Source organism: Streptomyces sp. ITFR-16, from assembly GCF_031844705.1.
GTDB lineage: Bacteria > Actinomycetota > Actinomycetes > Streptomycetales > Streptomycetaceae > Streptomyces.
Genome location: NZ_CP134609.1, coordinates 6,112,890 through 6,127,229 on the forward strand (window position 1 = coordinate 6,112,890; position 14,340 = coordinate 6,127,229).

Genomic DNA, 14,340 nt, shown 5'->3' on the forward strand with positions numbered 1-14,340 from the left:
GAGGGCGAAGGAGTCACGGACGTGGGCGCACCGCAGTACCTCCCCGGTCACGGGCTCCTGGACGGACGCTGTGCCGTCATCACCGCGGCGGCGGGCGCGGGCATCGGCGGCGCCACCGCCCGCAGGTTCCTGGAGGAGGGCGCCCGGATCGTCATCGGCGACGCGCACACCCGCCGGCTCGCGGAGACCGAACGCGCCCTCGCCGGGGAGTTCGGCGCGGACCGGGTCACCTCACTGCCCTGCGACGTCACCGACGAGACACAGGTCCGGGCGCTGTTCGCGCACGCCGAGCAGGCCCACGGCGGACTCGACGTCGTCGTCAACAACGCCGGGCTCGGCGGCACCGCGACCCTCACCGAGATGACCGACGCCCAGTGGAGCAAGGTCCTCGACGTCACCCTCAACGGCACCTTCCGCTGCACCCGCGCGGCCCTGCGCTCCCTGCGGGCGGCCGGCCGGGGCGGCGTCGTCGTCAACAACGCCTCGGTCGTCGGCTGGCGCGCCCAGAGCGGCCAGGCCCACTACGCCGCCGCGAAGGCGGGCGTCATGGCCCTCACCCGCTGCGCCGCCGTCGAGGCCGCCGCGTACGGCGTACGCGTCAACGCGGTCGCGCCCAGCCTCGCCATGCACCCCCACCTGGTGAAGGTGACCTCCGACGAACTCCTCGACGAGCTGACGGACAAGGAGGCCTTCGGCCGGTACGCCGAGCCGTGGGAGGTCGCCAACGTCATCGTCTTCCTGGCGAGCGGCTACTCCTCGTACATGACGGGCGAGGTCGTCTCCGTCAGCAGTCAGCGTGCCTGACCCGGCGGGGCGGAGAATGGCCGGGTGCCTACCAAGAAGAAGCCCCAGGTGACCCCCTCGCCGGAGCGCCGTGCCGAACTGCTGGCCACCGCCGCCGAGGTGTTCGCCGCCGAGGGATACAACGCCACGACCGTACGCAGGATCGCGGACGCGGCCGGAATGCTCGCGGGCAGCCTCTACTACCACTTCGATTCCAAGGAATCGATGGTCGACGAGATCCTCTCCGCCTTCCTCGACGAGCTCTGGGACGGGTACGACGCCGTGCTCGGCGCCGGACTCGGCCCCAGGGAGACCATCGAGGCGCTCGTCACCGAGTCCTTCCGCGAGATCGACCGGCACCGCGCCGCCGTCGCCATCTACCAGAAGGAGGCCCGGCAGCTGGCCGTCCGGCCGCGCTTCCAGTACCTCGCCGACTCCCAGCAGAAGTTCGAGAAGGCCTGGCTCGGCACCCTGGAGCGCGGCGTCGCCGACCGGACCTTCCGGGCCGACCTGGACATCCGTCTGACCTACCGGTTCGTGCGCGACACCGTCTGGGTCGCCGCCTCCTGGTACCGGCCCGGCGGACAGCACAGCCCCGAGGAGATCGCCCGCCAGTACCTCTCGATGGTCCTGGACGGGATCGCCCTCCGTCACTGACGCACCCGAGGAGCAGCCATGGCCGAGGCCTACATCGTCGAAGCGGTACGCACCCCCGTGGGGCGGCGCGGAGGAGGCCTCGGGGCCGTCCACCCCGCCGACCTCGGCGCCCATGTGCTCAGGGCCCTCGTCGAGCGGTCCGGCATCGACCCGGCGGCGGTCGACGACGTGGTGTTCGGCTGCCTCGACACCGTCGGTCCGCAGGCCGGGGACATCGCCCGCACCAGCTGGCTGGCGGCCGGGCTGCCCGAGGAGGTCCCCGGCGTCACCGTCGACCGGCAGTGCGGCTCCTCCCAGCAGGCCGTGCACTTCGCGGCCCAGGGCGTGCTCTCCGGCACCCAGGACCTGGTCGTCGCCGGCGGCACCCAGAACATGACCCAGATCCCGATCGCCTTCGCCTCCCGGCAGGCCGCCGAGCCCCTCGGTCTCACCGCCGGCCCGTTCGCCGGCAGCGAGGGCTGGCGGGCCCGCTACGGCGACCGGCCCGTCAACCAGTTCCACGGCGCCCAGCTGATCGCCGAGAAGTGGGGGATCGGCCGCCGCGACATGGAGGAGTTCGCCCTCGTCTCGCACCGCCGCGCGGTCCGCGCCCTCGACGAGGGCCGTTTCGCGCGCGAGACCGTCGCGTACGGGGACGTCACCGCCGACGAGGGGCCGCGCCGCGACACCACCCTGGAGAAAATGGCGGGATTGAAGCCGGTGGTGGACGGCGGCACCATCACCGCGGCCTGCTCCTCCCAGGTCTCCGACGGGGCCGCCGCGCTGCTCATCGCCTCCGAACAGGCCGTCGCCGTGCACGGCCTCACCCCCCGCGCCCGCATCCATCACCTGTCGGTGCGGGGCGAGGACCCCATCCGGATGCTCTCCGCCCCGATCCCGGCCACCGCCCACGCGCTGCGGAGGACCGGCATGTCGATCGACGACATCGACCTGGTCGAGATCAACGAGGCCTTCGCGCCGGTCGTCCTCGCCTGGCTGAAAGAGACCGGCGCCGATCCGGACCGGGTCAACGTCAACGGCGGCGCGATAGCCCTGGGCCACCCGCTGGGCGCCACCGGGGCCCGGCTGATGACGACCCTGCTGCACGAACTGGAACGCACGGGCGGCCGTTACGGGCTCCAGACCATGTGCGAGGGCGGCGGCCAGGCGAATGTGACCATCGTCGAACGGCTCTGAGAATCTGAAAAGCGGCCCCGGGGCCGCCCCCGGAAACGCCTCCGGGGACGACTCCGGGCAGGCCGGCGGCGTGGCGCCTCCCACCGTCGGTCGACGGATCGTGCTACGGTGGTCCGGTTGCAGTTTTGGTACCCATGAACTTTATGTGCGCCTGACGGGAATGCTTCCTCAGGCGCTTTATTGTTTTCCGGCTTTCTCCGGGTGGGGCTCAATGCGGCGACTTGGAATCCGTAAAGTGCGGATTTCCGGCACTGCACCTGTTTTAGGAGAATGACATGGCTACTGGAACCGTGAAGTGGTTCAACTCGGAAAAGGGCTTCGGCTTCATCGAGCAGGACGGCGGCGGCGCCGACGTCTTCGCCCACTACTCCAACATCGCCACCCAGGGCTTCCGTGAGCTCCAGGAGGGCCAGAAGGTCTCCTTCGACGTCACGCAGGGCCAGAAGGGCCCGCAGGCGGAGAACATCGTCCCGGCCTAATCGCCGGACGCGTACCTCGCAGCCGGGGCCCGCACCGTGAAGGTGCGGGTCCCGGCTTGTGCTGTCCCTGGGAGATCCCAGCAGCTCCATGTAGTTCCCAGGAATCCCCAGGAGGGCAATTCCGTATGACCCGCTCCGAACGTCAGGACCGTCCCGCCCGTAATCGCCCGTCGAGGGGGCGCGGCGCGGCCCAGGCAAAGGCAACCGCACAGGGTTCCGGCAAGGGATCCGGAAAGGCGTCGCCCCGTCGCAGGGCCACGCCGCCGCAGGGTGAGTTCGCCCTGCCCGAAACCATGACCCCCGCACTGCCCGCCGTCGAGGCGTTCGCCGAGCTGGACATGCCCGCCGCCCTGCTGAAAACCCTTGCCGCGCAGGGCGTCACCGACCCGTTCCCGATCCAGGGCGCCACCCTGCCGAACTCGCTGGCCGGCCGGGACATCCTCGGCCGCGGCCGCACCGGCTCCGGCAAGACCCTGGCCTTCGGCCTCGCCCTGCTGGCCCGCACCGCCGGACGCCGCGCCGAGCCGAAGGCCCCGCTGGTCCTCGTCCTCGTCCCGACCCGCGAGCTCGCCCAGCAGGTCACCGACGCGATGACGCCGTACGCGACCTCCGTGAACCTGCGGCTGGCCACCGTCGTCGGCGGCATGTCCATCACCAAGCAGTCCGCCACGCTGCGCCGGGGCGCCGAGGTGCTCGTCGCCACGCCGGGCCGGCTCAAGGACCTCATCGAGCGCGGCGACTGCCGCCTGGACCAGGTCGCCATCACCGTCCTCGACGAGGCCGACCAGATGGCCGACATGGGCTTCATGCCGCAGGTCGTCGCCCTGCTCAAGCAGGTCGAGCCGGACGGGCAGCGGATGCTCTTCTCCGCGACCCTGGACAAGAACATCGACCGTCTGGTCAAGATGTTCCTGACCGACCCCGTCGTGCACTCGGTCGACCCGTCCGCAGGCGCGGTCACCACCATGGAGCACCACGTCCTCCATGTGCTCGACGAGACCGACAAGAAGGCCGTCGCCACGAAGATCGCCGCCCGTGAGGGCCGCGTGATCATGTTCGTCGACACCAAGCGTGCCGCCGACCGCTTCGCCAAGCGGCTGCTCGCCAGCGGTGTACGGGCTGCCGCCCTGCACGGCGGGCGCTCGCAGCCGCAGCGCAACCGGACCCTGGACCAGTTCAAGAACGGCCAGGTCACCGCGCTCGTCGCGACGAACGTGGCGGCCCGTGGCATCCACGTCGACGATCTCGACCTGGTCGTCAACGTGGACCCGCCCACGGACCACAAGGACTACCTCCACCGAGGCGGGCGCACCGCGCGCGCCGGGGAGTCCGGCAGTGTCGTCACGCTGGTGCTGCCCGAGGAGAAGCGGGAGATGACCCGGCTGATGCAGGACGCGGGCATCGCGCCGCACACCACCCGGATCAAGTCCACCGACGAGGAGCTCACCCGGATCACCGGGGCGCGCGAGCCGTCGGGTGTCGCGATCGTGATCGAGGTCCCGCAGCCGGTGCAGGCCAAGCCGAAGGCCCGTGCGGGTGCCGGCGGGGCCGGTGCGGGGTCCGGGTTCCGCTCGGGGAGCCGGGGGCGGGGCCGCCGCGGGGGCGGAGGCGGCGCCGGTGCGTCTGCGCGTGGTGCCGCGTCCCGCGGTTCCGCGCCGACGCGGGGCCGTCGGGCGGCGTAGCGCCCTTTCAGTCCGTCCGGCGTCTGAGGACGGAGCGGTGATCGGGGTCTCCCGAGCACCGCTCCCGTCCTCAGACGCCGGACGGGCTGGTCTTTGCCACCTGGGCTGGGTTTTCCCGCCCGGGCCGGGTTCGCGGCCCGCAGGCGCTGGGTTTCAGCGGCTCAGCGACGCCGCACGCGCCTCCGCCTCCGCCATCACCCTCGTCACCAGGGCCGCCACCGTCGGCAGGTCCTCGATGACCCCCGCGACCTGGCCGGAGGCCATCACGCCCAGGTCCGTGCGGCCGTCCACCATCGCGGCCTTCAGCAGCATGGGGGTGTTGGCCGCCATCAGCACCTGGCTCCACGACAGCTCCCTGCCGTGCCGCATCGCCAGCCCGTCGCGCACCATCCGGGGCCAGCTCAGTCCGGAGATCCGCCGGAAGCCCGACGCCCGGCGCACCGCCTGGGCCAGGGAACGCACCCGGCCCGCGTGCTCCAGCGCCGCGACCATCTCCGTCCGCAGCATCCGGTGCGGCAGCCCGTCGACCGCCGTCGTGACCGTGACGTCCTTGACGCCCGCCGCCAGATAGCGGGCCTTGACCGCGTCCGGCACCGTCGATTCGGCCGTCAGCAGGAAGCGCGTCCCCATGGCGACGCCCGCCGCCCCGTACGCCAGCGCCGCGACCAGCCCCCGGCCGTCGTGGAAGCCGCCCGCCGCGATCACCGGGATGTCCACCGCGTCGACCACCTGCGGCAGCAGTACACAGGTGGCGACCTCGCCGGTGTGACCGCCACCCTCGCCGCCCTGCACGATCACCGCGTCCGCCCCCCATGCCGCGACCTTCTCCGCATGGCGCCGCGCGCCGACGGACGGGATGACGACCACCCCCGCGTCCCTCAGCTCGGAGATCAGCTCCTTCGAGGGGGCCAGTGCGAACGAGGCCACCCGCACCCCCTCCTCGACGATGATCCGCACCCGCTCGCGCGCGTCACCGGCGTCGGCGCGCAGGTTGACCCCGAAGGGCTCCCGCGTACGGGACTTGACCTCCCGTACCGCCGCCCGCAGCTGTTCGGTGGTCATCGTCGCCGAGGCGAGGATGCCGAGCGCGCCCGCCTCGGCCGTGGCGGACACCAGCCGGGGCCCCGCGACCCAGCCCATGCCGGTCTGGACGATCGGGTGGCGGACCCCGACGAGTTCCGTGAGCCGGGTGCGCATCAGACCCTCACCTCGCGGTCCCGGGCGCCCGCCGGGTCGATGACCTCACGGATCAGGCGCAGTTCCCCGGCGGTCGGCTCACGGGTGTACGGGACGTCGTCCGCGACGGCGAGCGAGAAACCCGTCGCCGCGCGGACCGCGTCGACGGTGACCCCCGGATGCAGCGAGGCCAGCCGCATCGAGTGGTCCGGGGTCGCGAAGTCGAACACCCCGAGATCGCTGACCACCCTCGGGATGCGGTGGTAGCGGGTCGCGGAGGGACCGGCCGCCGCCGCGCTGTCGTACCCGACACCGCAGATCATGTCCACACGCTCGACGAACACCCGGGGCGAGTGCCGGGGGATCCAGTAACTGACGGGATTGTTCAGGGTGTTCACGGGTGCGCCGCGCACGCCGAGCAGCTGGCGGGCGGGCAGGGCCCAGTCGCCGATGCAGGAGATGTTCTGGTTGCCGTACCGGTCGATCTGGCTCGCGCCCATCATCACGTGCCGCCGGCCGCCGGTGACCATGGTGAGGTGCCTGCGGTACGGCAGCCAGCCCTCGGGCGCGCCGTCCGGGCCGACGATCAGCGCCTCGCCGTCGGTGAGCAGCAGGTCGGGCGCGAAGGTCAGCCGGGCGAGCCGGGCGCCGACGGAGGGGACCGGGCCCATCGGGCCGGCGAGCACCTCGCCGTCGCCGCGCCACGCCTCCGCGCAGGCGATCACGCAGTACTCGGCCCGGGTGGCCGTGCCGGTGAATGACTCGCTCACTTCTGCTCCTCGTGCCAGGCCCGGACGGCCGCCCGATAGCTTTTCTCGTCGCCCCGGGGGTGCAGGAAGCGGTCGGTGAAGGCCGCCCAGGCGTCGGGGTCCGCCGCAGCGGTGGCGTACGCCTTCTGGAAGGCCTCGTCACGCGGGTGGTCGGGGACGCAGGAGGTGAAGTGCGCGCCGTTCGGGGCCTCGACGACCCCGGTGACGGAGTGCCGCTGCACCAGAAGGGTCTGCGGCGCCGCGGTCCCGGTCAGCTCCGCCGTCTCCACCAGGCGTTCGCAGGAGACGTACGCGGTGTCGGCGGCCTCGCAGAACAGGTCGTCGAAGTACGGGTCGGGGCCCAGGTACTGGCCGTTGCCCTGCCAGTCGGCGCGGTTGAGGTGGACGAGGGCGGCGTCCATCCGCAGGGCGGGCATCGCGACGAACTCCTCGCCGTCCTCGTACGGCGAGACGACCGTGCGCAGACCGGGGTTGACCCGCATCACGTCCGAACCGATCCCGGCGCGCACGGGCAGGAACGGCAGCCGGTTCGCGGCGGCGTGCAGCCCCCACATGAACATGGCCTCGTCGATCTCCGTCAGCTCGAACGCCCCTTGCTGGCGGGCCGCGCGGAAGTGCGGCTCCAGCGGGACCGAGTCGAGCGTGACGAAGGCGGCGACGAGCCTGCGGATGCGTCCGGCGGCGGCGAGCAGGCCGACATCGGGGCCGCCGTACGAGATCACCGTGAGGTCGGTGACGTCGGAGCGGAGCAGGGCCCGGACCAGGGCCATCGGTTTGCGGCGCGAGCCCCAGCCGCCGATGCCGAGGGTCATGCCGCTGCGGAGCCGGGACACGGCCTCCTCGGCCGTCATGGTCTTGTCGGTCACCGTCATGCCTCCTTGCCGAAGGTGTCGCGGACGCGGCCGGCGACGCCGCTGAGGCCGGCCTCGAAGGTGAAGCCCTGCTCGAAGCGGTAGCTGCGGCGCACGTCCACCGGGTCGATGCCGTTGATCGCGGCCTTGGCCAGCCGGATGAGGGAGCCGTCCTTGCGGGCGATCTCCGCAGCCAACGCCAGGGCCGCGTCCATGAGTTCGGTACGGGGCACGACCCGCCACACCGAGCCGTGGGCGTGCAGTTCGGCGGCGGTGGCGGTGCGGGAGGTGTAGTACAGCGTGCGCATCAGGTGCTGCGGGACCAGCCGGGACAGATGGGTCGCGGCACCGAGCGCGCCCCGGTCCAGCTCGGGCAGGCCGAAGGTCGCGTCCTCGCTCGCCACGATCGCGTCCGCGTTGCCGACGAGCCCGATGCCGCCGCCGAGGCAGAAGCCCTGCACGGCGGCGACGACCGGGACCTCGCACTCGTACACCGCGGCGAACGCCTCGGAGCAGCCCCTGTTGGCGCCGAGCAGCGCCTCGTGCCCGGAGGCGCGCTGCATCTCCTTGATGTCGACCCCCGCGTTGAAGCCCCGGCCGGAGGCGGCGAGGACGACACAGCGCGCTTCGGGGTCGCGGCCGGCGGCGCGGACCGCGTCGGCCAGGGCGTACCAGCCCTTGACGGGGAGGGCGTTGACGGGTGGGTAGTCGGCGGTGACGAGCCGGATTCCGCTGCCGGGACAGGTGGTGGAGACACCCATGAGTGAATCAGCTACCTTTCCACCAAACATTTGTTAGGTGTGGAAGGTAGCAGCCTGCCCCCGCATCGCCAACAGGGGAGATGAGTGATGACCGGTCTGTGCGACGGCCGTGTGGTGATCGTGACGGGTGCGGGGCGCGGTCTGGGCCGGGCCCATGCGCTCGCCTTCGCGGCCGAGGGGGCGAAGGTGGTCGTCAACGACCTGGGGACCGGTCCGGACGGCGACGGCATCTCTTCGGGGCCGGCCCGGCAGGTGGCCGACGCGATCGTGGCGGCCGGCGGCGAGGCGGTCGCGCACGGCGGCGACATCGCCACCACCGAGGGCGCGTCCGGCCTGGTCGCGGCGGCGCTGGACGCCTTCGGCCGGCTGGACACCCTGGTCAACAACGCGGGCTTTCTGCGGGACCGGATGCTGGTCAACCTGGACGAGGACGACTGGGACGCCGTGATGCGGGTTCATCTCAAGGGCCACTTCCTGCCCCTGAAGCATGCGGCGGCCCACTGGCGCGCCGAGACGAAGGCGGGGCGCACGCCCGTCGCACGGGTGATCAACACCAGCTCGGGGGCGGGCCTCCTCGGCAGCGTCGGCCAGGGCAACTACTCCGCCGCGAAGGCCGGAATCCTCGGTCTGACCCTGGTGGCCGCCGAGGAGATGGCGCGTTACGGGGTCCAGGTCAACGCCATCGCCCCGGCGGCGCGGACCCGGATGACGGAGCGGACCTTCGCGCAGACGATGGCGGCACCGGGGGAGGGGGCGTTCGACGCGATGGCGCCGGAGAACGTGTCCCCGCTGGTGGTGTGGCTCGGCTCGGCCGCCAGCGACGGGGTGACGGGCCGGGTCTTCGAGGCGGAGGCGGGCAGGATCACGGTGATGGAGGGCTGGCGCACGGGCCCGACGGCGGACCGGGGCGAACGCTGGGACGTGGCGGCGGTGGACGAGACGGTACGCAAGCTGCTGGCGCGGGCGGCGGAGCCCGCCCCGGTGTACGGAGCGCCGGCGCACCCGAGCCCCTCCGCCTCAGGCCCCTCCGCTTCAAGCCCCTCCGGCGGTTGAGGAGCGGGGGTCCGGCAGCGCTCCCGGGGCACCCAGCCCCGCCAGCACCTCCGCCCCCAGCGCCACCCGCGCCGCGTCACCGCTCGCACACCACGCCATTGCCGCCTGCCGCGTCTCCTCGTCCCCCCGCCCGCACAACGCCTCCACCGCCACCCGCCAGTTGTCCAGCTCCGGCCGCCCCGACCGCAGGGCCCGTCGCGCCAGCTCCTCGAAGGGGGCCCGGATACCCAGCTCGCCCTCCAGGACCGTGGCGATCGCCCCGTGCCCCGTCTGCTGGTCGCGCCCCGCCGACGGGTGCCCGTCCCGCACCAGTTCGACGGTCAGCGTCTCCCCGCCGTCGACCACGTCGCGCCGCGCCACGACCTCGTACCCGGGCCGGTCCCCGTACACCTCCCGCAGTCCGTCGCGCATCTCCCGCTCCAGGTCCACGTCCAGCATCCGGCGCGCCTCGCCGAGCGCCTCATCGACCGCGCCCTCGCGTGCCCCCGCGCCCCGGCGCAGCAGCGCCCGTACCGTCTCCAGGGAGCCGCGCCGGGCGGCGAGCAGCAGGGGCGACTCGCCCTCGGGGCCCGGGAGGCAGGGGTCGGCGCCGTACGCGAGAAGCACCTCAGCCGTCCGGGCGTGACCGAGCCCCACCGCCCAGCGCAGGGCCGTGAACCCGAACTGCTCGCGCAGATCCGGCCGTGCCCCGGCGGACAGCAGCGCCTCGACCACCTCCGTGTGACCGCCGCACGCCGCCCCGCACAGCGGCAGATCACCGGCCTCGGGACCGCAGGCCCGGTCCGGGTCGGCGCCGGCGGCGAGGAGCAGCCGCACCGCCCCGGGACGGTCCGAGACCGCCGCCAGATAGAGCGCGCTCGTGCCCTCCTCGTCCACCGACTCGGCGGGCACACCGGCGCGGAGCAGCCGTACGACGGCGTCGTCGCCCTCGTACAGCGCGGCGGACAGGCGCTGCCCGTCCGCCGCGCCCGCTGTCTCCGCCCTCGGATCTTCTGTCACATTTCGACTGTAATACGCCGTGCGGCACAGCCCGTTGGCTCAGGTGGTGCAGTCCAGCACCGTGCGGCACAGCGCGCACCGGGCGCGCACCCGGCCCCGGACCGGAATCCGGTTGCGCTGGTGGCAGGTGGGGCACGGAAAGGCGACCCGGAGCCCGTCCCCTGAGGTCTCGAAGGTGTACGGGACCTCCTGACCCGGTGCCGCGCCCGCGCCGGGATGGTCCTGTGCGTACCGCCGGTCCTTGGCGTACCTGCGGCGGCCCGCCCAGCCGGCCGCCGTGAGCGGCGGCTGCGCGCTCTCGCGCAGCGCCTGGGCCCGGCCCTTGGTGTACGCGGTGTACGCCTGCGGGCTGGTGAACCACGGCGAGGGGTCCTCGTCGAAGGCGATCGCCCGTTTGGCCAGCACGTACCCGAACTCCTCCGGGGTGAGGTAGCCGAGCTTCTGGCTGGACGTGGCGTCCTCCCGGAACGCGTCCAGCAGCAGCCAGCCCGCCCCCAGATAGGCGGCCGCCGTGTCGGTCAGGATCTCGTTGTCCCGGGTCCCCGGGAACTCCAGGCCCAGGCGGTGCAGCAGCACATGCATGACCTCGTGGGAGAGCGCGGCGCCGATGTCCCTGCGATGCGTACGGAACCGGTCGTTCAGCTCGATGGAGTACTCGGGGCCCGCCGCGAGTTCCACGCTTCCCGCGTGCTCCATCGCGCGGAACGCCACGATCATCCGCGCGTCCGGCAGCCGCAGATGCTGCACCATCGCCCGCGCCACCCGCTGGGTGCCCAGATGCAGGTCATCGGCGTCGGCGAAGGCGGCCTCGACCGGGGCGAGGCTCGGGGCGAAGCGGTGCACACCGTCGTACGAGAGCCGCCGGTAGAGCGCGGTGACGGCGGAGCGGACGGTGGCCAGATGCGGGAAGCCGTGCACCACCGGGCTGCCGTGGGGGCTGTCCGCCACGTCCGTACCCCCGTTCCGCGACGCTCAACTCCTCCCCACTGTAACGGGACCGTCCGCGCGCGGGGGCGCTCCCGGGCCCAGCTCCGCGTACGGCGCCCCGGCCTGCTCCGTCTCCAGCACCCACACCTCGTTGACGCCCTCCCGCAGCACCGGACCCGGTACGTACAGCGTGTGCTGGGGGCCCGCCGACCAGTAGCGCCCGAGGCAGAAGCCGTTCACCCAGACGAAGCCACGCATCCAGCCAGGCAGTTCGAGCCCCGCGTGCCCCGTCCCGGACACGTCGGCGAGCGTGAACGAACCCCGGAACAGCCCGGTCCCCGCGGCCTCGTCGACCGCCTCGAACCGGACGCCCGCCAGCGGGTCCCCGCCGTCCGGCGCGTCGAACGCGTCCAGCCGCAGCGCCCGCGCCCGCACCCCGTGCAGATACTGGCGCTCGTGCAGCACGCCCCCGGTGATCCCCTTCGGCTCGCCCAGGCGCGGCCCGTAGTTGACCCGGCCCAGCGACTCCACCCAGAGCTCCACATCGGCGGGCCCGGCCACCGGCTCGTCGAGCACGGCGTCCTCCTCGGCCAGGACCCCCTTGCGGACCCCGTCCACGTACACCACCGCCCGGTCCCGCAGGCCCGCGACACCGAGGGCGTACGGGCGGCGGGGGCCCGGCACCGCGACCCGGTAGCGCACCAGCCCGCGGTCGACCCCCAGCTCCTCGAACGTGGGCGGCACCCCCGACTCCTCGGTCTCCTCGTCACCGAGCGCCTCCAGCACGGCGGAGAGCGGCGCCCACTCGCCCAGCACGGCCCGCACCGGCTCCGCCAGGCCGGCGGGCTCGGGCGGCGGCTCCGGCAGCGGCCCGTCCGCGTAGGCGGCGAGGACGTCACGGAACAGGCGGAACTTCTCCGTGGGCCGGCCGTACTCGTCCACGGGCGCGTCGTAGTCGTAGGAGGTCACCGTCGGCAGCAGGTCCTGGTCCTGGAGCGGGCCGGAGCGGTTGGCGCCCGCCCAGCCGGCGAAGTTCGTCCCGCCGTGCGCCATGTAGATGTTCACCGAGGCCCCGCACTCCAGGATCTCCCGCAGCGCGCCGGCCGCCTGCGCCGGATCCCGTACGACCGGCGGCGCGCCCCAGTGCTCGAACCAGCCGCACCAGAACTCCATGCACATCAGCGGTCCCGATGGCTGGTGGCGGCGCAGCACACGGAAGGCCTCGCGCGCGCCCGAGCCGAAGTTCGCCGTGGCGAGCAGGCCGGGCACCGAACCGCCCGTGAGCATGTGGTCCTCCGGCCCGTCGGAGGTGAACAGCGGGACGTCCACGCCCGCCTCGCGCAGCAGCCCGGCCACCCGGCGCAGATAGACCTGGTCGGTGCCGTAGCTGCCGTACTCGTTCTCCGCCTGCACCATGACCACCGGGCCGCCCCGGCCCGTCTGCCGCTCCACGACCTGCGGCAGCAGCTCGGCGAACCAGGCGCGCACCGCGTCGAGATAGCCCGCGTCCCGGGTCCGCACCCGCCGCCCGAACCGCCCGGTCACCCAGGCCGGCAGACCGCCGTTCTCCCACTCCGCGCAGATGTACGGGCCGGGGCGGACGATCGCCCACAGCCCCGCCCGCCGCGCCGCGTCCAGGAACCGGCCGAGCGCGCCGACGTCGCGGAACGCGCCCGGACGCGGCTCGTGGAGGTTCCACGGCACATACGTCTCGACGCAGTTCAGGCCCATCGCCCGCAGCATCGACAGCCGGTGGTCCCACTGCGCCTCGTGCACCCGGAAGTAGTGCAGAGCCCCCGACAGCAGCCGTACGGGCTTCCCGTCGAGCCGGAAGTGGTCGTCCCCCACGGTGAAGTCAGCCATCGTGCTCGTTCTCTCCTGTGCGCGTGGTCCCGGGACCGGCGCCGCCCCGGGACCGCTGCCGGCGGAACGCGGCACGTGCGACGGAGCGGGCGAACCCGGGAGGAATGTCACGGCCCAGCCTCAGCCCTGGCGTGCGGCCGGTCCATGGACAAAGATCATGGCTGTTTGGACGCAGCACACGCAGCACACGCCCACGCGACGAGCGGCGCGCGACGAGAGGACCGGGGAGCGAAGGCCGATGTACCACACCTGGATGCGCTTCTTCACCCCCAGCCCGCTCCACCACCGCCTGGGCCTGGTCTGTCTCGGGGTGGGCCTCCAGCACGGCACTCTGCCGACCGTGGGCCCGCGCACCCTGGACCACCATGTGGCCGTCGTCATCAACGCGGGCAGCGGATGGTTCGCCGGGCCCGACGGGCGCCGGGTGCCCGTGACGGGCCCCAGCCTGATCTGGCTGACCCCCGGCACCCCGCACCACTACGGCGCCGACCCGGCCACCGGCTGGGACGAGAGCTTCGTCGACTTCACCGGGCCCGCCACCGCCACGTACACCGAACTCGGCTACATCGAGCCGGACCGGCCCCTCGTCCCGCTCGCCGACACGGCGGGCCCGCGCGCCGCCGTCGGCCGGATGGTGCGTGCGGCCCGGCGCGGCAATCCGCTGCTGGAGGTGGAGACCGGTGCGGCCGTCCACGAACTGCTCGTCGCGCTGCGCCGGGCCCGCGCGGACGTGGGACCCGACGGCGACCCGGTGCTCCAGGCGCTGGCCCGGGACGCCTTCCGGCCGCTCTCGGTGGCCGAGCACGCGGCCCGGCACGGCATGACCTCCGCCGAACTGCGCACGGCGGTGCGGCGGAGCGCGGGGTGCAGTCCGAAGGACTATCTCCTCGGCATCCGGCTCGGCCGTGCCAAGGAGCTCCTCGCCACCGGGGACCTGCCGGTCGCCGCCGTCGCCCGGCGGGTCGGGTACGACGATCCGGCGTACTTCTCCCGGCTGTTCGCCCGCCGGGTCGGCATGGCCCCGGTGCGCTTCCGCGAGCAGCAGGGCCGCAGTGTGCCGGGCGGCTGGAGCGACCGGGTGCCCGACGCGGAGCACCCGCCGACGATCATCCCGTAGCCCCGCGGGCGGTCGTTCCGCAACCCCGCGGAACCCGGCGCGAGGG

14 protein-coding genes are annotated in these 14,340 nt (G+C 73.3%); 7 read left to right on the forward strand and 7 right to left on the reverse strand.

What is annotated here, in order from left to right:
* Positions 1-21 precede the first annotated feature (21 nt).
* The 5 genes from RLT58_RS27055 (at position 22) to RLT58_RS27075 (ending at position 4,777) form a co-directional block, all read left to right on the forward strand.
* Entirely contained in the window at positions 22-804 is a 783-nt protein-coding gene (locus tag RLT58_RS27055; RefSeq protein WP_311312972.1) for an SDR family oxidoreductase, read from the forward strand.
* A 24-nt stretch (positions 805-828) separates the two neighbouring features.
* The gene (locus RLT58_RS27060) at positions 829-1,440 is read left to right on the forward strand and encodes a TetR/AcrR family transcriptional regulator (RefSeq protein ID WP_311312973.1); all 612 of its coding nucleotides are present in this window, start codon (positions 829-831) and stop codon (positions 1,438-1,440) included.
* 18 nt (positions 1,441-1,458) lie between these two features.
* Complete coding sequence (locus RLT58_RS27065; protein WP_311312974.1) at positions 1,459-2,616, forward strand: acetyl-CoA C-acetyltransferase; 1,158 nt, start codon at positions 1,459-1,461, stop codon at positions 2,614-2,616.
* A 275-nt stretch (positions 2,617-2,891) separates the two neighbouring features.
* Positions 2,892-3,095 (forward strand): cold-shock protein, encoded by a 204-nt coding sequence (locus RLT58_RS27070; RefSeq protein ID WP_015607926.1) that lies wholly within the window; start codon positions 2,892-2,894, stop codon positions 3,093-3,095.
* A 125-nt stretch (positions 3,096-3,220) separates the two neighbouring features.
* Positions 3,221-4,777, forward strand: coding sequence for a DEAD/DEAH box helicase (locus RLT58_RS27075; protein ID WP_311312975.1), 1,557 nt, complete (start codon positions 3,221-3,223; stop codon positions 4,775-4,777).
* A gap of 153 nt (positions 4,778-4,930) precedes the next feature.
* On the opposite strand, the gene RLT58_RS27080 is transcribed toward RLT58_RS27075, so the two are convergent.
* Genes RLT58_RS27080 through RLT58_RS27095 form a run of 4 tightly spaced genes read right to left on the reverse strand, consistent with a single transcriptional unit; the run spans position 4,931 to position 8,335 of the window.
* Complete coding sequence (locus RLT58_RS27080; protein WP_311312976.1) at positions 4,931-5,974, reverse strand: NAD(P)H-dependent flavin oxidoreductase; 1,044 nt, start codon at positions 5,972-5,974, stop codon at positions 4,931-4,933.
* Positions 5,974-6,723 carry a CoA-transferase subunit beta gene (locus RLT58_RS27085; protein ID WP_311312977.1) on the reverse strand — a complete coding sequence of 250 codons (750 nt, stop codon included), beginning with the start codon at positions 6,721-6,723 and terminating at the stop codon, positions 5,974-5,976. Before RLT58_RS27085 ends, RLT58_RS27080 begins: the two co-directional genes overlap by 1 nt.
* A complete protein-coding gene (locus RLT58_RS27090) occupies positions 6,720-7,574 on the reverse strand; it encodes a CoA transferase subunit A (protein WP_399131964.1) in 855 nt (284 codons plus the stop codon). The genes RLT58_RS27085 and RLT58_RS27090 overlap by 4 nt, the downstream gene beginning before the upstream one ends.
* Positions 7,575-7,591: 17 nt before the next feature.
* Complete coding sequence (locus RLT58_RS27095) at positions 7,592-8,335, reverse strand: enoyl-CoA hydratase family protein (protein ID WP_311312979.1); 744 nt, start codon at positions 8,333-8,335, stop codon at positions 7,592-7,594.
* An 87-nt stretch (positions 8,336-8,422) separates the two neighbouring features.
* On the opposite strand from RLT58_RS27095, the gene RLT58_RS27100 reads away from it, so the two are divergent.
* Positions 8,423-9,388: an SDR family oxidoreductase gene (locus RLT58_RS27100; protein WP_311312980.1), complete on the forward strand. Its 966-nt coding sequence runs from the start codon at positions 8,423-8,425 to the stop codon at positions 9,386-9,388.
* On the opposite strand, the gene RLT58_RS27105 is transcribed toward RLT58_RS27100, so the two are convergent.
* Genes RLT58_RS27105 through RLT58_RS27115 form a run of 3 tightly spaced genes read right to left on the reverse strand, consistent with a single transcriptional unit; the run spans position 9,368 to position 13,177 of the window.
* Positions 9,368-10,387 carry an ankyrin repeat domain-containing protein gene (locus tag RLT58_RS27105; RefSeq protein WP_311312981.1) on the reverse strand — a complete coding sequence of 340 codons (1,020 nt, stop codon included), beginning with the start codon at positions 10,385-10,387 and terminating at the stop codon, positions 9,368-9,370. The two genes, RLT58_RS27100 and RLT58_RS27105, sit on opposite strands and share 21 nt — an antisense overlap.
* Positions 10,388-10,426: 39 nt before the next feature.
* On the reverse strand, positions 10,427-11,335 hold the full coding sequence (locus RLT58_RS27110; protein ID WP_311312982.1) for a hypothetical protein: 909 nt from the start codon (positions 11,333-11,335) through the stop codon (positions 10,427-10,429).
* A gap of 24 nt (positions 11,336-11,359) precedes the next feature.
* The gene (locus tag RLT58_RS27115; protein WP_311312983.1) at positions 11,360-13,177 is read right to left on the reverse strand and encodes a glycoside hydrolase family 35 protein; all 1,818 of its coding nucleotides are present in this window, start codon (positions 13,175-13,177) and stop codon (positions 11,360-11,362) included.
* Between the two features lie 238 nt (positions 13,178-13,415).
* Between RLT58_RS27115 and RLT58_RS27120 the strand changes: the two genes are divergently transcribed.
* Positions 13,416-14,294, forward strand: a complete 879-nt coding sequence (locus RLT58_RS27120; RefSeq protein WP_311312984.1) for a helix-turn-helix domain-containing protein — start codon at positions 13,416-13,418, stop codon at positions 14,292-14,294.
* Positions 14,295-14,340 lie beyond the last annotated feature (46 nt).